Genomic DNA, 22,456 nt, shown 5'->3' with positions numbered 1-22,456 from the left:
TTACCTCGGCGGGATCGGTTTATGATGGCAGGATGATTTTCAGGAGAGCGGGACGCGCAGCCCTGGCTCTTCCCCAAGGAGTGAAAGCATGACCTTTTCCTTTGCAGCCAAGGCGGGTGTCTTGCTGGTGTTTTTCGGCAGCGTGCTGTTCGTGCACCTGCGCGGCAAGGCCCGCCTGCCGGTGTTGCGCCAGTTCGTCAACCATTCGGCGCTGTTCGCCCCCTACAACGCGTTGATGTACCTGTTCTCCGGCGTGCCGTCCAAACCCTACCTGGATCGTCAGCGCTTCCCCGAGCTGGATGTGCTGAAGGACAACTGGCAGGAAATCCGCGAAGAGGCCATGCGCCTGTTCGACGAGGGCTATATTCGCGCAGCCGAAAAGGACAACGACGCCGGCTTCGGTTCGTTCTTCAAGAAGGGCTGGAAGCGTTTTTACCTGAAGTGGTACGACAAGCCGCTGCCGTCTGCCGAAACCCTGTGCCCGCGCACTGTGGAGCTGGTCAGTAGCATCCCCAACGTCAAGGGCGCCATGTTTGCCCTGCTGCCTGGCGGTAGCCATCTCAACCCGCACCGTGACCCGTTCGCAGGCTCCCTGCGCTACCACCTGGGCCTGTCTACCCCCAACTCCGATGCTTGCCGCATCTACGTTGATGGCGAGCAATACGCCTGGCGCGACGGTGAAGACGTGATGTTCGACGAAACCTACGTGCACTGGGTCAAGAACGAGACCGACGTCACCCGCGTGATCCTGTTCTGCGACATCGAACGGCCGCTGAGCAGCCCCTTCATGACCCGCATCAACCGCAAGGTCAGCGCCTTCCTTGGCCGTGCTACCGCGCCGCAGAACACCGACGACGAGCGCGTGGGCGGGATCAACCAGGCCTACGCCTGGAGCAAGCGCTTCAGCAACAGGATCAGCGGCCGTGTAAAGCAGTTCAAGCGCGCCAAGCCCAAGGCCTACCGTGTGCTGCGGCCGGTGCTGGCGGTGGTGGTGGCTTACGCGTTGTATAGCTGGTTGTTCTGATTCTGCTCAATTAGGGCTGCTTTGCAGCCCATCGCGACACAAGGCCGCTCCTACAGGTAAAGCGCCACTCTCCGGGTTTGCGCATTACCTGTAGGAGCGGCCTTGTGTCGCGAAAGGGGCGCAGAGCGCCCCCAAATCTCGAGCCCGGCCGCTTTTATAGAGAATTATAGAGCGACTATAGAACCATTATAGATGGCTGGAAAAAGGGAGCGTTCGCTGTGCAACTACCCCCTTTCCAGCATCAGGCTTGGCATTAATTCAAGCCGGCTCCAGGGCCTGCACAACCTTCCCACGGCTAAGGTGCACCACCTTGTCCGCCGTATCGAAATAGCGGTCATCATGCGAGATCACGATAATGGTCTTGCCCAACCGCTTCAGGTCCGGCAACAGCTCGGTGTAGAACACGCGGCGGAAGGTCGGATCCTGGTCTGCCGCCCATTCGTCAAACACCAGTACCGGCCGCCCGTCCAGCCAGGCATTGACCAGCGCCAGGCGCTTGCGCTGCCCGGTGGACAGGTCGGTGGTGGTGAAGGCACCGTCGCGCACGCTGACCTTGTGGGCAATCTCCAGCCGTTCCAGGTAGCGCGTGGCATCTTCCGGCAGGCTGTGTTCGTGCTCCGGGAGGTCTTCGAACAGGTAGTAATCGGCAAACACGGTCGTAAACAGCTGGCGATAATCGTCCAACCCTTCCGGGCCGATGGCCTTGCCGTTCAGGCGCACTTCGCCGCTTTGCGGGGTGTACAGGCCCAGCAACAGCTTGATCAGCGAGGTCTTGCCGCAGCCGTTCTCACCGACGATGAACAGGATTTCGCCCGGCTCGATGCTCAGGTTCACCGGCCCCACACGGAACGGCTCCTTGCCATCCACCGGCGGGTAGGCGTACTCGACGTTGCGCAGTTCCAGGTGCGCGGTAGCCAATGCCTCGCGCTTGACCGGGGGTTCCAGCAACAGGTGCGGTTCGGGCGAGGAAAAACGCTCGGACAAGTCGGCAATGCGGCGGAACGCCACCTGGGCGCGGCCAAGGATCGGCAGGTTGCCGATCAGCGTTTCCAGCGGGCCTTTCATGTACAGCAGCACCAGCACGAAACCGCTCATCACCGCCGGGTCATTGCTTGGCCACAGCGATTGCAGGGCCAGGGTCAGGCCGATGACCACGAAGAACAGCATCGAGCCCAGGCTCTTGGCCACCACGAAGATGTTGATGGCGCGGATGTGGGTATTGGCGATGAAGTCGGCGGTGCCCTGGATGTTGCGTGTCAGCATGGCATGACGGCGGCGGCGGTCGATGCGCAGCTCCTTGGCGCCTTCGGCAATGGCCGAGTAGTGCTTTTGCAGGTTGTCTTCGGCATCGCGGGCGGCGTTGAAGCCGGCCACGCCTTTTTGCCGGGCGATGTACTGCACGCCGCTGCCGATACCGATGGCCACCAGGGTGATGGCAAAGATCGGCCACGACAGCCAGGCCAGGTAGGCCATGCAACCGGTCACCGTGGTGAGCGAGATCGCCAGCGGGGCGAAGGCGAAGGCAAAGTCGCTGATGGTGTCGACGTCACGGGTCAGCACCGGGATCAGGCGGTGGGTGCGGTAGCGCTCGATCTGTTCGATTGGCGCCGACAGCACCTTGGCGCCCAGGTCCTTGCGCAACCGGGCAATGACCTTCTGGCCCACGTAGTTGGTGCCGCTGTCGGCCGCCACGCTGCTGACCAAGGCCAGCACGCACAGGCCGGCAAAGGCCAGGATCACACCCTGGCTCATGCCGCCTTCGGCGTGCAGGCCCCGGTTGACGGTGGCCAGCAGGGCAGTCACTGCCAGGCCGCCGACCATGCCCAGCAGCACCGAAACGATTACCGCAGGGCGGTAGGGTTTGAGCAGGGCCAGCAGTTCGCGGATGGCCCCGGGGGAGGAGGTTTTCATGAAACATGATCTCGCTGGTGAGGTGGGGGCGGGGTCAGCTGCCGAGGGTCAGGGTGCCCTTCATCAACGTGCTGTGGAACGGGAACGAGCAGTAGAAGCTGTAGTCGGTACCGGCCTTCAACTGTTTTGTATCCAGGGTGACGCTGTCCTTTTCGCCGCCGCCGATCAGGCGGGTATGGGCAATCACCCGCGTGTCGCCAGGTTTCACATAGTCCTGTGCTTCGCCGGCCTTCTGGCCGTCATCCAGCACGCCCTGCATGTCGGCCGGGGTGCTCAGCACCCAGTTGTGGCCCATGACGTTCTTCGGCATGTCGCCAGGGTGGGTGAGGGTGACGGTGAACGAGGTGCAGGCCTTGGGTACGGTGATGGCGGCCTTGTCGAAAGTCATCTGGTCGGTGCCGTGGATTTCCACGGCGCATTGTTCCGCCGACCAGGCGGCCGGGGCCGCAGCGAGCAGGGCGAGGAGCAGAAGCTGGCGAGTCATGTACGGTTCCTGGGCGATAAAAGGGTGCACATCGTTCAGACGAACCGGCACGGCCTCGCTTTACCTGTGTGTGTTGCCCTGGTGAATTTCCCGCAGGCCCGCTCGTTCATCTAGTCAGGCGCCGCCATGGCGCAAAACCCGATTTCGCCGCCAACGCGGCCCTGGCTTGAGGTGACCGTACATGAGTGAACTGCTGAGCTTTGCCATCGAACCCCTGGATGCCGCACGTGGCAACCTGCCGCTGCTGGTGCGTGCGCCTGAACCGGGCATCGACCTGCTGGAAGCCTTTGCCGAGCTGCAGCCGCTGGTGGACCGGCACCTGCTGCAAGCTGGCGGCATTCTGTTCCGCGGGTTCGAAGTGGCGGGTGCCGAAGCCTTCCGTCAGTTCGCTGCCTCCTTCGGCCACCCGCTGCTCAACTACGAGTTCGGCTCCACCCCGCGCAGCAACGTGACCAAGGGCGTGTACACCTCCACCGAATACCCGGCGCACCAGAGCATCCCGCTGCACAACGAGCAGGCCTACACCCTGGAATGGCCGATGAAGATCTGGTTCTACAGCGTGATCCCCGCCGAGACCGGGGGTGAAACGCCAATCGCCGACAGCCGCGAAGTGTACCGGCGCATGCCGGTGAGTATTCGCCAGCGGCTGGAAGAGAAGGGCTTGATGTACGTGCGCAACTACGGCAACGGCCTGGATGTCGAGTGGTCGCAGGTGTTCAACACCGAAGACCCGCGCCAGGTCGAGGCCTACTGCCGGGCGCATGCCATCGAGTGCATCTGGAAGGATGACGGCGAACTGCGCACCCGTCAGCGTTGCCAGGTGGTGGGGCGGCACCCGGTAACCGGGGACAACGTGTGGTTCAACCAGGCACACCTGTTCCATGTGTCGAACCTGCAACCGGAAGTGCGCGAATCGCTGATGGACATCGTCGAGGAAGAGGACCTGCCGCGTAACGTGTACTACGGCGATGGTACGACCATTGAGGATTCGTTGCTCGATGAAGTGCGCGGGGTGCTGGACGAGTGCACCATCAGCTTCCCGTGGCTGGCGAACGACGTGCTGATGCTCGACAACATGCTCGCGGCCCATGCCCGCTCGCCGTTTACCGGCAAGCGCAAGGTGGTGGTGGCGATGGCCGAGGGGCATTCCGAGCTGCTGCGCTGAGAGATGCAGCACTGTTTTTGTAGGAGCGGCCTTGTGTCGCGAAAGGGGTGCGCAGCGCCCCCAAGGTTTCAGCTTCGCCGCAAACATTGCCGGGGCCGCTTTGCGGCCCTTTCGCGACACAAGGCCGCTCCTACAGGGATCGCGGTGCTCTCCCGAACGCGCCACTAAATCAGCCCCCCATGCCTTCGTCTGACAGTTACCGCTCGACTGCCAGGACATCGCTCGACATGAATGCTGATCAAACGCTCAAGCTCGCCCGCCGCTTCATCGAACTCAGCCCCGACAAGCGCCGCCTGTTCCTCAAGGCGCTGCAGGGCGAGGGCATGGACTTTTCCGTGCTGCCGATTGCGCCAGGTGTGGAGGTGGCCGAGCGTGACCAGCTGTCGTACGCCCAGCGGCGCATGTGGTTCCTCTGGCAGCTCGACCCGCAGGGGGCGGCTTACAACTTGCCCATGGCCGTGCGCCTGCACGGTTCGCTGGACCTGCAAGCCCTGCAGCACGCCTTCGATGCCCTGATCGCCCGCCACGAAACCCTGCGTACCCGCTTCGTCGCCGATGGCGATGACGTACGCCAGCAGGTCGATGCCGTCGCTGCCCCGTTGCAGTTGCGCCAGGATGCCCTGGCCGAACTGGACGAAAGTGCCCGCCAGGCCGCTGTCGAGGCCATCGCCGAAGCCGAGGCGCTGGCCCCGTTTGACCTGGCCAGCGGCCCGCTGCTGCGGGTGCGCCTGCTGCAACTGGCCCCACAGGATCACGTGTTGCTGCTGACCCTGCACCACATCGTCGCCGACGGCTGGTCGATGAATGTGCTGATCGACGAGTTCCTGCGCCTGTACGACGCCGCCGTGGCGGGCACCGACGCTACCCTTGAGCCGCTGCCCATCCAGTATCGCGACTATGCCCTGTGGCAGCGTAGCTGGCTGGAAGCCGGTGAACAGGAGCGCCAGCTGGCTTACTGGCAAACCCGCCTGGGTGACGACCATTCGGCGTTGGAACTGCCGCTGGACCGCACCCGCCAGGGCCGGCCCAGCTACCGGGGCGCACGCCACGAGTTCCCCATCGCCGCAAACGTCGCCGAGCGCCTGCGCGGTGTGGCCCGCAAGCACAATGCCACGCTGTTCATGGTCCTGCTGGCCGCCTTCAAGCTGCTGCTGCAGCGCTACAGCGGCCAAACCGCAATACGCGTTGGCGTGCCCATCGCCAACCGCAACCGTGCAGAAGGCCAGGGCCTGATCGGCTGTTTCATCAACACTCAGGTACTGCACACCGAGATCGACCCGCTGCTGGACATTGCCGGCTTGCTGCAACGTGTGCGTGAAACCGCCGTGGGCGCGCAAAGCCACCAGGATTTGCCGTTCGAACAACTGGTCGAAGCGCTGGACCTGCCGCGCAGCACCGAAAGCCCGCTGTTCCGCGTGTTGTTCAACCACCAGGCACAGGTGGCGGATGTGCAGGCCATCGAAACCCGCTCCGGCCTGAGCCTGGCGCCGATCACGCTGGAGAAGCACAGCGCCCGCTTCGATCTGGCGCTGGACACCCACGAACGCGCCGGGCAGTTGCATGCGGCGTTCACCTACGCGACCGATGTGCTCGATGCCGCCACCGTCGAAGCCCTTGGCGAACAGTGGCTGGCCCTGGTGCAAGCGCTGGCCGATGAAACCGCGGGTGCGGTAGGCGAGCTGGCATTGCCGGGCCTGGTCGTTGCCCAAGGTGAGCCGAATCCAGGCGGGGCAACCCTGCTGGTTCATCAACGCTTTGCCGCTGCCGCCAGCAGCCACCCCGAGCGTATGGCGGTAATGGCCGCAGGCGAGCAGGCCAGCTTTGCCGAGCTAGATGCGCGGGCCGAAGCCATCGCCAACCGCTTGAGCCAGGCCGGGGTAGGGCCGGACACACTGGTCGGCGTACTGGCCGACCGCAGCGTTGGCATGCTCGCCAGCATCCTTGGCGTGCTCAAGGCCGGTGCTGCGTACTTGCCACTGGAGCCTGAGCAACCGGCCGAGCGCCTGGCCTACATGTTGGCCGACAGCGGCACGCGCCTGGTGCTGGCACCGGGTAACTGGCAGGTTGAACTGGCGGATGGCGTGCAGCGCATCGACTGGGCACAAACGGGTAGCGCCGGTGCCGTGCGCCTTGCGCCCGAACCGGCCAACCTGGCCTACGTGATCTACACCTCTGGCACCACTGGCCAGCCGAAGGGCGTGGCGATCAGCCACGGTGCGTTGGCCAACTACGTCGATGGCATCGCCGCCCGCCTGCCGGTCGAACGCATCCGCAGCATGGCCCAGGTCTCGACGCCGGCTGCCGACCTGGGCCACACCATGTTGTTCGGTGCCCTGTGCGGCGGCCATACCCTGCACCTGCTGTCGCGTGAACAGGTATTGGACGCCGAAGGCTTTGCAACCTACCTGGCAGACCACGAGGTTGACGCGCTGAAGATCGTGCCGTCGCACCTGGAGGCGATGCTGGTGGCTGGCCGTTCGGCGCTGCCAGCGCAATGCCTGGTGCTGGGCGGCGAGGCCATCAGCCCGGGCCTGCTGGGCAAGATTCGCCAGTTGAACCCGGCGCTCAAGGTGTTCAACCACTACGGCCCGACCGAGACAACGGTCGGTGTGCTGGTCGCCGAGCTTGACGAGCAGGCCCGCCTCGGCCAGCCGTTGGCCAACACCCGCGTTGCGGTGCTCGACCATTGCCTGCAACCGCTGCCGGCCAAGGCCAAGGGCGAGCTGTACATCGGTGGCGCCGGCCTGGCCCGCGGCTACCTGAACCGCCCGGCGCTCACTGCCGAGCGCTTCGTCCCTGATCCGGACGGCAGCCATGGCCAGCGCCTGTACCGCAGCGGTGACTGGGTACGCCAGGGCAGCGACCTGCAGTTTGCCGGGCGCATGGATGGCCAGGTGAAAATCCGTGGCTACCGTGTAGAGCTGGCCGAAATCGAAAGCCGGTTGCGTGCGCTGGACGGCGTTGCCAACGCGGTGGTGCGCGTGCATGGTCAGGCGCCGCAATTGCAGCTGGCCGCATGGCTGGTACCTGCCCAGATGCCGGCCGACAGCGTGGCCTGGCAGGATTCGATCCGCGCCACCCTCAAGGGCCTGCTGCCCGAGCACATGGTGCCCGCCTACCTGATGGTGCTGGAGCACCTGCCGGTCACCGTCAACGGCAAGGTCGACGTCAAGGCACTGCCAGAGCCGGTCGCCACCCAGGTGGTTTACCAGGCGCCGCAGACCCCGTTGCAAGTGCAGTTGGCGCAAATATGGGCGCAAGTCCTGCAAGTGCAGCAGGTGGGCCTGACGGATAACTTCTTTGCCCTCGGCGGCCATTCGCTGCTGGCCACGCAGGCCGTATCACGGGTGCGCAAGCAACTGGGCGTGGACCTCCCTCTGCGTACCCTGTTCGACACCGTCGACCTGCAAGCCTTCGCACAAGCGGTAGCCGAGGGCGAGCAGGGTGCCGCGCTGGACATCGAAATCCTTGACCGGCAACAGCCGCTGCCAGTTTCCCGCTCGCAAAACCGCCAGTGGCTGTTCTGGAAGCTGAACCCCGAAAGCCTGGCCTACAACACACCGATGGCGGTGCGCATGCAGGGCAATCTTGACCGTGCAGCAGTGCAGGCCGCGCTGGACGCCCTGGTCGCCCGTCACGAATCGCTGCGCACTGTGTTCGTAGAGGCAGAGGGCCTGCCTTGGCAGCGCATCCTGCCGGCTGCTTCGGTGCCGATCGGTTTCGAAGATATCAGCGGCCAGGACCACGCGGCGCAGATGCGCAAGCTGGAAGCCGAAGCGTTTGTCCCGTTCGACCTGGAGCACGGCCCGCTGCTGCGTGCCCGCCTGTTCAAGGTGGATGAGCAGCAGCACCTGCTGTCGCTGACCCTGCACCACATCGTTTCCGACGGCTGGTCGATGAGCCTGCTGGTGCGCGAGTTTGCCGCTGCCTACAACGCTGCGGCCACTGGCCAGGTGAACGCCATCGAACCGTTGCCGGTGCAGTACGCCGACTTCGCCGGCTGGCAGCGCAAGTGGCTGGCCGAAGGGCAGATGCAGGCGCAGATCGATTACTGGAAGGCGCGCCTGGAGGACGACTTCGAGGTGCTCGAACTGCCGGCCGACCGCATTCGCCCGCAGGTCAAAAGCTACCAGGGCAGCCGCTTCGACGTGCGCCTGCCGTTGGCCCTCACCGAGCGTTTGCGGGCACTGGCGGTGGCGTCCAACGCCACGCTGTTCCATGTGTTCCTGGCCGCCTATGCCATCGTGCTGTCGCGCTACAGCCGCAAGGGCACGCTGAACATCGGCGTGCCGGTCACCAACCGCAACCGCCTGGAGCTGGAAGGGCTGATCGGCTTCTTCATCAACGTGGTGGTGGCCCGCATCGGCGTGGACGGCAGCCAGCCGTTCCCGCAGCTGCTGGCGGCCATCAAGGAAACCACCTTGCAGGCTCAGGCCAACAAGGATGTGCCATTCCTGGAGGTGGCCGAAGCGCTGTACCCGGACCGCGACCAGGGCGTGAACCCGTTCTTCCAGGTGTTGTACAACCACCTGCGCGACCTGGGCGAGCAGGTGTCCAGCGATGCCCTGCACGGCCTGAGCGTGAAGGAAGTGGACCTGCTGGAGCCGGGCGCGCAGTACGACATTTCGCTGAACACGCTGGAGCGCTCCGATGGCGTGACGGCGTCGTTCAACTATTGCACCGATCTGTTCGACGCCGCGCGCATCGAGCGCATGGCCGGGCACTGGCAGGCGTTGCTGGAAGCCATTTGCGCCGAGCCGCAGCGCTGCATTGCCGAGCTGGACTTCCTTGGCACCGCCGAGCGCCAGCAGTTGACCCATGGCTGGAACCCTGCGCCTCAAGCCACCAGCGGGTTGTGTGCGCATGAGTTGTTTGAACGCCAGGCGCGTGCGCGGCCAGGCGCCGTGGCGCTGATTTTCGACGACCAGCAGCTGACCTACGCCGAGCTGGACCGCAGCAGCAACCAGCTGGCGCATCGCCTGCGGGCGCTGGGCGTAGGTCCGGACAGCCTGGTCGGCGTGGCCGTGGAGCGCGGCCTGGGCATGGCCTTGGCGCTGATCGCCATCCACAAGGCGGGTGGCGCCTACGTGCCGCTGGACCCGGACTACCCGCAAGAGCGCCTGGCCTTCATGGTCGAGGACAGCAACATCGGCCTGCTGCTGGCCGATGCGCCTTCACGTGATCGCCTGCAGATGGGCAAGCAGCTGCCTTGCGTGGTGCTGGAGCCGGGCATCGAGTGGCTGCAAGCCTGGCCAGCCGAGCCGCTGGCGAACCTGGCTGCACCGCAGAACCTGGCGTACGTGATTTACACCTCCGGCTCCACCGGCATGCCCAAAGGCGTAGCGATCGATCACCACGCCTTGTCGGTGTTCTGCCAGGTAGCCGGCGATTACTCGCGCTTGAGCCCGGCCGACCGCGTTTTGCAGTTCGCCACCTTCAGCTTCGACGGCTTCATCGAGCAGTTCTTCCCGCCGTTGGCCCAGGGTGCCTGTGTGGTGCTACGCGATCTGCGGCTGTGGGATACCGCCACCTTGCTGGATGAAATCAACCGCCAAGGTGTAACCGTAGCCGACCTGCCGGCCGCCTACTGGCGCCTGCTGGCCCTGGAACGCCGGGCCCCCGAAGCCTACGGCCGGCTGAAGCAGATTCACGTGGGCGGCGAAGCTGTGCCGGAAGACGCCCTGCGCGCCTGGCTGGCGGATGGCCCGCCGGCGGTGCGCTTGCTGAACACCTATGGCCCCACCGAAGCCACCGTGGTCGCCACCACCTATGACTGTTCGCAGATGACCGGGCAGCAGATCAGCAAGGGGGGCGTGCCGATCGGCCGCGCCTTGCCGGGCCGCAGCCTGCATGCGCTTGATGAAGGCCTGGCGCCGACCCCGGTCGGCGTACCCGGTGAGCTGTTCATCGGCGGGGCAGGTTGCCTGGCGCGTGGTTATCACCAGCGGCCGTCGCTCACTGCCGAACGCTTCATCCCTGACCCGTTCGACCCGGTTGGCGGTGGCCGCCTGTACCGCACCGGCGACCTCGGCTGCTACGACGAAAACGGCCAGCTGGCTTATCGCGGGCGGGTCGACCACCAGGTGAAAGTGCGGGGCTTCCGTATCGAGCTGGGTGAAATCGAGCAGTACCTGCGGGCACACCCGGACGTGCGTGAGGCCACCGTGCTGGCCATCGACCTGCCCGGCGGCAAGCAGCTGTGCGCCTATGCCGTACCGGCCGAGGGCCACAGCGGTGACCTGCGCCTGGCGTTGAAGCAGTACCTCAAAGCCAGCCTGCCGGACTACATGATCCCGTCCTACCTGGTGACCCTGCCGAGCATGCCGCTGACGCCAAGCGGCAAGCTCGACCGCAAGGCGCTGCCGCTGCCCGACCCTAACCAGCCGCAGCATGACTACGAGGCGCCGCAGAGCGAGCGCCAGCAGCAACTGGCCAACATCTGGGCGCAGTTGCTGAACGTGGCCCGTGTGGGCCTAAACGACAACTTCTTCGAGCTGGGCGGCCATTCCCTGCTGGCTGCCCAGGCGGTGTCGCGGATCAACGTTGAACTGGGGCTGGATGTGCCCCTGCGGCTGATCTTCAGCCACCCCGAACTGCGCACGTTCGCCCAGGCACTGGACGAGCAAGGCCTGTCGCTTTCCGACGACGGCCTGAGCGATATCGAACAAATGATGAACGCATTCTCAGAGGCCTGACATGGAACTCACAGCAGCACAACGCATTGCCCAACGTTTCGTCGGCCTTCCGCTGGAGCAGCGCCAGCAAATCCTGGAAAAGATGCAGGCCAGCGGCCAGAGCTTCCGCCTGCTGCCCATCGTGCCCGCACGCCAGGGCCTGGCGCACATCCCGCTGTCGTATGCCCAGCAGCGCCTGCTGTTCCTCTGGCAGCTGGAGCCCGACAGCCCGGCCTACAACGTGCCGATGGCGGTGCGCCTGAAGGGCGCGCTGGACCAGGCGGTACTGCAACAGGCGCTGGATGCGCTGGTGCAACGGCACGAGTCGCTGCGTACGCGTTTTGCATCGGATGAGGGCGCGTTCTACCAGGAGATTCTCGAGCACTGCCCGCTGCCACTGGAGCTGGTGACGTTCGACAGCCCACCCGATGAGGGGGCTTTGAGCGTGGCGGTGGACGCTGCCCTCAAGCAACCGTTCGACCTGCTGGCCGGGCCGCTGCTGCGGGTGACCCTGTTGCGCGTGGCGCACGAGGAGCACGTGCTGGTGCTGAGCATGCACCACATCATCTCTGACGGCTGGTCCAGCGATGTGCTGGTGCAGGAGTTCATCCAGCTATACACCGCCCTGGCCGAAGGCCGTCAAGCGCAGCTGCCGGCCTTGCCGATCCAGTACGCTGACTACGCCATCTGGCAGCGCGCCTGGCTTGAAGCCGGGGAAGCAGAGCGGCAACTGGCCTACTGGCGCACGCAACTGGGCGATGAGCAACCGGTGCTGAGCCTGCCGCTGGATTTCGAGCGCCCGGCCACACCCAGCCAGCGTGGCGCGGTGGTGCGCGTGGACATTGCCGGCGAACAGGCCGAAGCCCTGCGCAACCAGGCGCGCAAGGGCGGCCACACGCTGTTCGTGCTGGTGCTGGCGGCCATGGCGGTGGTGCTGTCGCGCTACAGCGGCCAGGCCGACATCCGTATCGGCGCGCCGAATGCCGGGCGCAACCGCAAGGAGCTGGAAGGCCTGATCGGCTTCTTCATCAACACCCAGGTGTTGCGTGTGCAGGTTGACGAGCGCGCCACCTTCACCACGCTGCTGGAGCAGGTCAAGGACGTGATCGGCGGCGCGCAGTCGCATCAGGAAATACCGTTCGAACACCTGGTGGATGCTTTGCTGCCCGAGCGCAACCTGGCCCACAACCCGCTGTTCCAGTTCAAGATCAACCAGCACGTGGCTGCCAGCGACACCGGGCGCAAGCGCCTGGGGGCACTGGAGGTGGAAGGCTTTGCCCGTGACGGCGGCGATGCCCGCTTTGACCTGGCGTTTGACTTCTCTGACAAGGCCGATGGCATTGAAGGCTACTTCACCTACGCCACCGACCTGTTCGAGCAGGCCACCATCGAGCGCATGGCCGGCTCGCTGCGCCAGGTGCTGGGCGCGTTGACGCGCGACCCGCAGCAGGTCATCGTCGACTGCCCGGAGGGGGTGGCCGCGCTGCCGGCTGCCGTGCAGTCTTATCCGCACGGCGACATCCTTGCGTTGTGGCGCCAGGCCATGGCCCAGGGCCAGGCCCAGGGCGGCGTGCGCGCGGGTGAGCGGTTCATGACCCAGACCGGGCTTGAGGCAGCGTCCAACCGCCTGGCCGATTACCTGCGCCAGCGTGGCGTTGGTGCGGGCAGCATCGTCGCCCTGTGCCTGCCGCGTTCCATCGAGTGGGTCAGCGCCTTGCTGGCCGTGCTCAAGACCGGCGCGGCCTACCTGCCACTGGACGCCCAGCAACCCCAGGAGCGCTTGCAGCAACTGATTACCGACAGTGGTGCCGCAGTGCTGCTGCACGAGCCCGGTGATGAGCGTTTCGCCAACCTGCAAGGCGTGCAGGTGATTGCCTGCGAGCACACCGCTTGGGCAGCCTGCAGCGACAGCCCGGTCGAGGTGGCCATCGCGCCTGAGCAGTCGGCTTACCTGATCTACACCTCCGGCTCGACCGGCCAACCGAAAGGTGTGGTAGTCAGCCACGGCGCGCTGGCCAGCTACACCCAGGCCGTGCTGGAGCGCCTGCAACTGCCGGCCGCAGCCAGCATGGCAATGGTGTCCACCCCCGCAGCCGACCTGGGCCATACCGTGCTGTTCGGCGCCCTGGCGTCTGGCCGCTTGCTGCACCTGCTGCCGCAGGAACTGGCGTTCGACCCGGATGGTTTCGCCAGCTACATGGCGCAACACCAGGTGGGTGTGCTGAAGCTGGTGCCGAGCCACTTGCAAGGCTTGCTGCAAGCAGCCCGCGCCGCCGATGTGCTGCCTGCCGAGGCGCTGATCCTGGGGGGCGAGGCGTGCAGCTGGGGGCTGCTGGAAAAGGTCCGCGAATTGCGCCCGGGCTGCCGGGTAATCAACCACTATGGCCCGACCGAAACCACGGTTGGCGTGCTCACCTTCGAGCCCGGGCAGCCTGTACCCGGCTGCCGCACAGTGCCGGTAGGCCGCCCGCTGGGCAATGCCTGCGCCCAGGTGCTGGATGTTTACCTCAACCCACTGGCGGCGCAGGTTGCCGGTGATCTGTACCTGGGCGGGCAAGGTGTTGCCCAGGGCTACCTGGGGCAGCCAGCGCTGACCGCCGAGCGCTTTGTGCCCGCCGAAGGCGGCACCCGCCTGTACCGCACCGGTGACCGCGCCCGCCTGACCGCAGATGGCCTGGTCGAGTTTGTCGGCCGCGCTGACGACCAGGTGAAAATCCGCGGTTACCGGGTGGAGCCGGGTGAAGTTGGCCGGGTATTGGCAGGCTTGCCGGGTGTCAACGACGCCGTGGTGCTGGCACTGCCGCTGGAAGGCGATGCCGAGCGCCTGCAACTGGTGGCCTACGCCGTGGCCGATGGCGGCGTGACCGTGCAGCAGTTGCAGGCGCAGCTGCAAGCACGCTTGCCAGACTACATGGTGCCGGCACAGATGCTGTTGCTGGAGCGCCTGCCACTGACCGCCAACGGCAAGCTCGACAAGCGTGCGCTGCCGGCACCGGGTGCAGTCAGCCGTGGCTACGTGGCGCCGGAAGGCGAAATCGAAGAGAAGCTGGCTGCTGTCTGGGCCGATGTACTGAAGCTGGAGCAAGTCGGTAGCAGCGACAACTTCTTCGAGCTGGGCGGCGACTCGATTCTCAGCCTGCAAATCATCGCCCGGGCCAAGCGCCAGGGCATCAAGATCACCCCCAAGCAACTGTTCGAGCAACAGACCATTGCCCAACTGGCCCAGGTGGCCAAGCGCATCGAGGCCAGGCAGCCGGTGGCCGCAGCGGCAGCGTTGGACACCGCCATCAGTGGCGAGGCCGCGCTGCTGCCAGCCCAGGTGCGTTTCTTCGAAATGGATATCGCCCAGCCTGCGCACTGGAACCAGTCTGTATTGCTCAAGCCGGCCGACCCGGTACAGGTGCCGCAACTGGAAGCAGCCCTGCGCGCAGTGGTTGAACAGCACGATGCCCTGCGCCTGCGTTTCACCCAGGGCAACGGCCAGTGGCAAGCCCGCTTCCAGCCGCTGGACAATGCGCCGCTGGTGCGCCAGCGCAAGCTGGCCACGCTGGATCAACTGGACGCTGCCGGCAACGAGGTGCAAGCCGGCCTCGACCTGGCGCTCGGCCCGCTGCTGCGCGCCGAACTGTTCGACTTCGCCGATGGCCAGCAGCGCCTGCTGCTGGTGGTTCACCACCTGGTGGTGGATGGTGTGTCGTGGCGGGTATTGCTCGAAGACCTGCAAGCCGCCTACCAGCAGGTACTCAACGGCCAGGCCATCAGCCTGCCTGCCAAGACCAGTCCGGTGAAAGCCTGGGCCGAACGCCTGGCCGCCCACGGCAGTAGCCCTGCCCTGCAAGCGCAGCAAGGCTACTGGCAGCAGGTGCTGGCCGGCGACCATGCCGAGTTGCCGCGTGACAACCCACAGGGCAGCCTGGACAACAGCCATGCCCGCACCGCCGCCACGCGGCTGGATGCCGAACGCACTGCCAAATTGCTGAAGCAGGCACCGGCCGCCTACCGTACACAGATCAACGACCTGCTGTTGACCGCACTGGCACGCACCCTGTGCCAGTGGAGTGCACAGGACAACGTACTGGTGCAGCTGGAAGGCCATGGCCGTGAAGACCTGTTCGACGACCTCGACCTCAGCCGCACCGTGGGCTGGTTCACCAGCCTGTTCCCGGTGCGCCTCACCCCAGGTCACGATCTGGGCCAGTCGATCAAGGCAGTGAAGGAGCAGTTGCGCGGGGTGCCGGACAAAGGCATCGGCTACGGCCTGTTGCGTTACCTCGGTACAGCCGAAGCGCGTCAGCAGCTGGCGGGCGCCGGCCAGGCCCGCGTCACCTTCAACTACCTCGGCCAGTTCGACGCCAGCTTTGGTGGCGAGTCCGGCGCACTGTTCGTGCCGAGTGGCGAAGCGGCAGGTCGCACCCAATGTGCCGGTGCGCAGTTGGGCAACTGGCTGAGCATCACCGGCCAGGTGTACGGCGGTGAACTGTTCCTGGAGTGGACCTTCAGCGCCGACGTTCACCACCCGGCCACCATCGAACACCTGGCCCAAGCCTACGAGCAGGCCCTGACAGAGCTGGTAGAGCACTGCTGCGACGCTCGACACCAGGGTGTGACGCCGTCGGACTTCCCGCTGGCCGCACTGACCCAGGCACAACTGGACAGCCTGCCGCTAAACGCCGGGCAGATCGCCGATGTGTACCCGCTGTCGCCCATGCAGCAGGGCATGCTGTTCCACACCCTGTACGACCAGCAGGCCGGCAACTACATCAACCAGCTGCGCGTGGATGTGCACGGGCTGGATGTGCTGCGCTTCAAGAATGCCTGGCAGGCTACGCTCGATGCCCACGACATCCTGCGTACCGGCTTCCTCATGCAGGGCGAGCTGGATCAGGCGGTGCAGGTGGTGCGCAAGGCTGTCGAGTTGCCGTTTACCGAGCATGACTGGCGCGGCCAGCCGGCGCTGGAGCAGGCCTTGCAGGATTTGGCCGAGGGCGAGCGCCAACGCGGCTTCGACCTGGCCGCTGCGCCGCTGCTGCGCCTGGTGCTGGTGCATACGGCTGACGACAGCCACCAGTTGATCTACACCAACCACCATATCCTCATGGACGGCTGGAGCACCTCGCGCCTGCTGGGTGAAGTGCTGCAACGCTATGCCGGTGTGGCGCCGCAGGCGCAGGCCACGCATTACCGTGACTACATCGGCTGGCTGCAAGGCCAGGACGCGGCGGTGGCCGAAGCCTTCTGGAAGGCTCAGCTCGCCACCCTGGACGAGCCGACCCGGCTGGCCCAGGCCATTGCCGGCAGCGCAGGCATCGCCGGCACGGGCTACGGCGACCATCGCCTGGCCTTCGACCGCGAGCAGACTGCGCGCATCGAAGCCTTTGCCCGATCCAACCGGGTCACGGTCAACACCTTGGTGCAATCGGCCTGGTTGCTGCTGTTGCAGCGTTGCACCGGCCAGGCCAGCGTGTGCTTCGGCGCCACCGTCGCCGGCCGCCCGGCCGACCTGCCCGGCGTGGAAGAGCAGATCGGCCTGTTCATCAACACCCTGCCGGTAATCGGCGCACCGCGTGCCGAGCAGACCGTGGCCGAGTGGATCGGCCAGGTGCAGGCCGGCAACCTGGCCGTGCGCGAGTTCGAGCACACGCCGCTGTACGACGTGCAGCGCTGGGCGGGGCAGGGCGGTGACGCGCTGTTCGACAGCATCCTGGTGTTCGAGAACTACCCGGTGTCCGAGGCGCTGCAACAAGGCGCCCCTGGTGGCCTGCGCTTTGGCGAGGTAGCCGTACAGGAACAGACCAACTATCCGCTGACCCTGGTGGTGGAACTGGGCGCGACCCTGTCGATGCAATACAGCCATGACCGTGCGCTGTGGAGCGATGAAACCATCGGCCGCCTGGCGGGCTACTTTGCCAACCTGCTGCGGGCGCTGGTGGAAAGCGCCGATGCAGTGGTCGGTGAGTTGCCAATGCTGGCTAAGCCAGAACAGCAGCTGATGGTCGAAGGCTGGAACCACACCCAGGCGGCATACCCGGACGAGCGCAGTATTCATCAGCTGATTGAAGCCCAGGTATTCGCCACCCCGGACGCTCCGGCACTGGTGTTTGGCGAACAGACCCTGAGCTACGCCGCGCTCAACCGCCGTGCCAACCAGCTGGCGCACAAGCTGCGCGAACTGGGCGTTGGCCCGGATGCGCTGGTGGGCATCGCAATGGAGCGCAGCCTGGAAATGGTCATTGGCCTGCTGGGTATCGTCAAGGCGGGTGGCGCCTATGTGCCGCTGGACCCGGAATACCCGCAGGACCGCCTGAGCTACATGTTCGAAGACAGCGGCATCGCCTTGCTGCTGACCCAGTCGCACCTGCGTGAAACCCTGCCGATCCCGGCCGGCCTGCGCAGCCTGGACCTGGATGTCGAAGACCTCAGCGGTTTCAGCGACGCCAACCCGAACATCGACGTGGCACCGCTGAACCTGGCCTACGTGATCTACACCTCCGGCTCCACCGGTCGCCCGAAAGGCGCCGGCAACAGCCACCAGGCCTTGGTCAACCGCCTGTGGTGGATGCAGAAGGCCTACGGCCTGGACGCCAGCGACAGCGTGTTGCAGAAAACCCCGTTCAGCTTCGACGTGTCGGTGTGGGAGTTCTTCTGGCCGCTGATGACCGGCGCTCGCCTGGTGGTGGCCCAGCCGGGTGCCCACCGCGACCCGCAGCTGCTGGTGGAAACCATCACCCACTACGGCATCAGCACGCTGCACTTCGTGCCGTCGATGTTGCAGGCGTTCATGACCCACGAAGCGGTCGAGCGCTGTGTCAGCCTCAAGCGCGTGGTGTGCAGCGGTGAGGCATTGCCGGCCGAGCTGGCGCGTCAGACCCTGCAACGCCTGCCGGCAGCAGGCCTGTACAACCTGTACGGCCCGACCGAAGCGGCGATCGACGTGACCCACTGGACCTGCCAGCCGGACGAAAGCATCAGCGTGCCGATCGGCCAGCCGATCGACAACCTGAAGACGCACATCCTGGAAGGCAGCCTGCAACCGGCCGTGCGCGGCAGTGCCGGCGAGTTGTACCTCGGGGGTGTCGGCCTGGCTCGCGGCTACCACCAGCGCCCATCGCTGACGGCTGAACGCTTCGTGCCGGACCCGTTCAGCGAAAACGGTGGCCGCCTGTACCGCACCGGCGACCTGGCGCGCTACCGCGCCGACGGCGTGATCGATTACGCCGGGCGTATCGACCATCAGGTGAAGATCCGTGGCCTGCGTATTGAACTGGGCGAAATTGAAGCGCGTCTGCTGGAACTGCCGAGCGTACAGGAGGCGGTGGTGCTGGCGCAGGACGGGCCGAGCGGCAAACAACTGGTGGGCTACGTGGTGCCTGCCGACAGCACGCAGGATGAAGGCGCACTGCGCGACAGCCTGCGCGAAACCCTCAAGGCCGGCCTGCCGGACTACATGGTGCCTGCGCACCTGCTGTTGCTCGACAAGCTGCCGGTAACGCCAAACGGCAAGCTGGACCGCAAGGCCCTGCCACAGCCGGACGCCAGCCAGTTGCAGGGCGAGTACATCGCCCCGCAAAGCGAGCTGGAGCAGCAGATCGCGGCGATCTGGGCGGATGTGCTGAAGCTGGAGAGGGTTGGCCTGGGTGACAACTTCTTCGCGCTGGGTGGGCATTCCTTGCTGGCCACGCAAGCGGTGGCGCGGTTGCAGCTGGACCTGGGCGCCGAGACGCCACTGGCCTTGTTGTTCCAGACCGACAACCTACGCGACTACGCCGCCGCGGTCAGCGCAACCCGCACTGACCGCTCGGCAGACCTGGACGAGTTCCACGACTTCATGAATGAGCTTGAGGCAGTTTGATATGAGCACCGATAACCGCAACACCGACCTGGTTCACCGCTTCATTCGACTGCCGCTGGAGCAGCGCAAGCTGTTCCTGGACAAGCTGGCGTCCAAGGGCAGCAGCCTGGCGCAGTTGCCGATTCCACAGACGCGCGGCGAGTTCGAACAGTTGCCCCTTTCATACGCCCAGCAACGCCAGTGGTTCCTGTGGAAGCTGGACCCGGACAGTGCGGTGTACAACATCTCTTCGGCCCTGCGCTTCAAGGGCGAGCTGGACCGACCGGCGCTTCAACGGGCCTTTGACACGTTGCTGGCCAGGCACGACGCGCTGCGTACCACCTTCAGCCAACAAGGTGAGCAGGTGGTGCAGGTGGTTCATGCAGCCCCGCCATTGGCCGTGGCCCATGAACGATTGAACGGTACGGGCGAACAGGCCTTGCGCCAGCAGGTGGAGCACGAGGCCAGTCTGGGCTTCGACCTTGAGGCTGGCCCGCTGCTGCGGGTCAAGCTGCTGGAGCTGGATGCACAAGAGCACGTTCTGGTGTTGGTGCTGCACCACATCATCGCCGACGGCTGGTCGATGCCGTTGATGGTGGAAGAACTGGTGCACCTGTACGCGGCTTACCGCGAAGGCGGCGATGCGCAGTTGCCAACGCTGCCCATCCAGTATGCCGACTATGCCATCTGGCAGCGCAGCTGGATGGAGGCCGGTGAACAGGCGCGGCAACTGGCGTACTGGCGCGCGCAACTGGGGGGCGAGGCCCCGGTGCTGGAGTTGCCGACGGACCGCCCGCGGCCAACGGTCAGCAGCCTCAAGGGCGAGCGCCTGGCCATCGACCTGGACCAGCAGCAGGCGCAAGCGCTCAAGCAGTTCGCCCAGCAACAGGGCGTGACCCCGTTCATGCTGCTGCTGGCCAGTTTCCAGATCCTGTTGCACCGTTATTCGGGGCAGTCTGATATTCGTGTCGGTGTGCCGGTGGCCAACCGGAATCGTGTGGAAACCGAGCGCCTGGTAGGGCTGTTTGTCAATACCCAGGTGCTGCGTGCCGAGTTTGACATTCAGATGACCTTCAGCGACTTCCTTGGCCAGGTCAAGCAGCGGGTCGTCGAGGCCCAGGCCCACCAGGACCTGCCGTTCGAGCAACTGGTAGAGGCCCTGCAGCCAGAGCGCAGCCTGAACCACAGCCCGCTGTTCCAGGTGATGTACAACCACCAGACCCAGGCCCGGGGCGAGCAGCGCAGCTTGCCGGGCCTGCAGGTAGACGCCGTGGCCTGGGACAACCACACGGCCAAGTTCGACCTGACCCTGGAAACGTTCGAGCACGAGGCGGGTATCGGCGCGGCGCTGATCTACGCCACCGATCTTTTCGATGGTGCTACGGTAAAAACCCTGGTCCGGCACTGGCAGAATTTGCTGAGCGCCATCATCCGCCAGCCTGACCAGCGTATTGCCGACCTTGCCTTGCTGGATGCGGCCGAGCAGCAGCAGATCGTCAGCGGCTGGAACGCGACCCAGGCCAGCTTCCCGGATGAACACAGCGTTCATCAGTTGTTCGAGACGCAGGTGAAGAAGACCCCGGATGCCCTGGCGCTGATCGTTGGCGAACAGGCCCTGAGCTATGGCGAACTCAACCGCCGCGCCAACCGGTTGGCCCACAAACTGCGCGAGCAGGGTGTCGGCCCGGATGTGCTGGTGGGCATTGCAATGCAGCGCAGCCAGGAACTGGTGGTCGGCCTGTTGGCCATTCTCAAGGCCGGCGGTGCCTACGTGCCGCTGGACCCGGAATACCCGCAGGACCGCCTGGAGTACATGCTCGAAGACAGCCAGGCGATCCTGCTGTTGTCGGAAACCAGCCTTGTCTCACGCATGCCCGGGCAGTTCCAGTCGCGCACGTTGTTGATCGACCAGTTGGCGCTGGAAGGCTACCCGGACACCGACCTGGCTTGCGTGACCAGCGCCCGTAACCTCATCTATTGCATCTACACCTCTGGCTCCACGGGCAAACCCAAGGGCGTGCAGATCGAACATCGCAGCGTGGCGGCACTGATCGGCTGGTCGCTGTCGGTTTACAGCCAGGCAGACCTGTGCGGTGTGCTGTTCTCCACTTCTATCTGCTTCGACCTGTCGGTATGGGAGCTGTTTGTCACCTTGTCGGCCGGTGGTTATGCGGTGCTGGCTGCCAACGCCCTGGAGCTGCCGCAGCTGGCAGCCAGGGACCGGGTGCGGCTGATCAACACCGTGCCCTCGGCCATCAAGCAGCTGGGCGAAAGCGGCAGCATTCCGCCATCGGTGAAAACCATCAACCTGTGTGGCGAAGCGCTGAAACAGTCGATTGTCGACGACCTGTACCGCTTGGAGCACGTGAGCGATGTGTACGACCTGTATGGCCCGTCCGAAGACACCACCTATTCCACCTGCACGCTGAGGGCGGCCGGCGGCAAGGCCAATATCGGGCGGCCCTTGGACAACAGTGCGGCCTATGTACTGAGCGGCAGCCTGCAACCTGTGCCGGTAGGGGCGGTCGGCGAGTTGTATCTGGCCGGTGCCGGTCTGGCCCGTGGCTACCTGAAGCGCCCGGGGCTCAGCGCCGAACGCTTCATCCCGAACCCGTTCGATGAGCAGGGTGGGCGTATCTACCGGACCGGCGACCTGGCCCGCTATCGTCTTGACGGTGTGCTGGAGTATGTCGGCCGGGTGGACCATCAGGTGAAGGTGCGCGGTTTCCGCATCGAGCTGGGTGAGATCGAAGTGCGCCTGCAGCAAGAAGCCGTGCGGGAAGCGGTGGTCGTCGCCGTTGACGGGGCCGGTGGCCAGTATCTGGTGGCCTATGTCGTACCGGCCGATGCCGGTGTCATGGGAGACACCGCTGCGCAGTCGGCCCTGCAGGAGCACTTGCGGGCGGCCCTGCGCAAGAACCTGCCCGAATACATGGTGCCATCTTCGCTGGTACTGCTCGACAGGTTTCCGCTCACGCCCAACGGCAAGCTGGACCGCAAAGCGCTGCCGCGTCCAGACCAGGCTCCGCTGGAAGCAAGTCATGTCGCGCCGACTACGCCATTGCAACAGCAGGTGGCAGAAATCTGGGCCGATGTGCTGAAAATCGATCGGGTTGGCCTGAACGACAACTTCTTCTTCCTCGGCGGCCACTCGTTGATCGCCACCCAGGTAACCAGCCGCATCCAGGAGCAGGTGGGGCTGTCGGTGAGCCTGAAAGCGTTGTTCGAAAACCCTGTGCTGGGCGATTACTGCGCGCAGCTGGAGCAGCTCTCGCCACAGGCAGACCCGCTGCAGAGCGAACTGGCTAAATCCCTGGAGGCCTTGAAACGTCTATCTACGGAGGAAATTGAAAAGCTGGTTTCTTAGGAG

The 22,456-nt window shown here is 65.2% G+C and carries 7 protein-coding genes; 5 read left to right on the top strand and 2 right to left on the bottom strand.

Annotation, left to right across the window (positions count from 1 at the left end):
- Positions 1 to 88: 88 nt before the first annotated feature.
- Positions 89 to 1,024, top strand: a complete 936-nt coding sequence (locus ACQKPZ_RS17065) for an aspartyl/asparaginyl beta-hydroxylase domain-containing protein (protein ID WP_427540242.1) — start codon at positions 89 to 91, stop codon at positions 1,022 to 1,024.
- Between the two features lie 258 nt (positions 1,025 to 1,282).
- On the opposite strand, the gene ACQKPZ_RS17060 is transcribed toward ACQKPZ_RS17065, so the two are convergent.
- Together ACQKPZ_RS17060 and azu are read right to left on the bottom strand one after the other, a co-directional pair.
- Entirely contained in the window at positions 1,283 to 2,935 is a 1,653-nt protein-coding gene (locus ACQKPZ_RS17060; protein WP_427540239.1) for a cyclic peptide export ABC transporter, read from the bottom strand.
- Between the two features lie 34 nt (positions 2,936 to 2,969).
- On the bottom strand, positions 2,970 to 3,419 hold the full coding sequence (azu, locus tag ACQKPZ_RS17055; protein WP_427540236.1) for an azurin: 450 nt from the start codon (positions 3,417 to 3,419) through the stop codon (positions 2,970 to 2,972).
- Between the two features lie 181 nt (positions 3,420 to 3,600).
- Here azu and ACQKPZ_RS17050 point away from each other — a divergent pair, with 181 nt between their 5' ends.
- The 4 genes from ACQKPZ_RS17050 to ACQKPZ_RS17035 all read left to right on the top strand — a co-directional run bounded on the left by ACQKPZ_RS17050 (position 3,601) and on the right by ACQKPZ_RS17035 (position 22,453).
- Complete coding sequence (locus ACQKPZ_RS17050; protein WP_427540233.1) at positions 3,601 to 4,584, top strand: TauD/TfdA family dioxygenase; 984 nt, start codon at positions 3,601 to 3,603, stop codon at positions 4,582 to 4,584.
- A 227-nt stretch (positions 4,585 to 4,811) separates the two neighbouring features.
- Positions 4,812 to 11,279 carry an amino acid adenylation domain-containing protein gene (locus ACQKPZ_RS17045; RefSeq protein ID WP_427540230.1) on the top strand — a complete coding sequence of 2,156 codons (6,468 nt, stop codon included), beginning with the start codon at positions 4,812 to 4,814 and terminating at the stop codon, positions 11,277 to 11,279.
- Position 11,280: 1 nt separating this feature from the next.
- The gene (locus ACQKPZ_RS17040; RefSeq protein ID WP_427540227.1) at positions 11,281 to 19,107 is read left to right on the top strand and encodes an amino acid adenylation domain-containing protein; all 7,827 of its coding nucleotides are present in this window, start codon (positions 11,281 to 11,283) and stop codon (positions 19,105 to 19,107) included.
- Position 19,108: 1 nt separating this feature from the next.
- Positions 19,109 to 22,453, top strand: a complete 3,345-nt coding sequence (locus ACQKPZ_RS17035) for an amino acid adenylation domain-containing protein (protein ID WP_427540224.1) — start codon at positions 19,109 to 19,111, stop codon at positions 22,451 to 22,453.
- Positions 22,454 to 22,456 lie beyond the last annotated feature (3 nt).

Source organism: Pseudomonas sp. NPDC089547 (assembly GCF_050280665.1).
GTDB lineage: Bacteria > Pseudomonadota > Gammaproteobacteria > Pseudomonadales > Pseudomonadaceae > Aquipseudomonas.
This window is presented reverse-complemented; position numbering and strand designations above follow the sequence as displayed.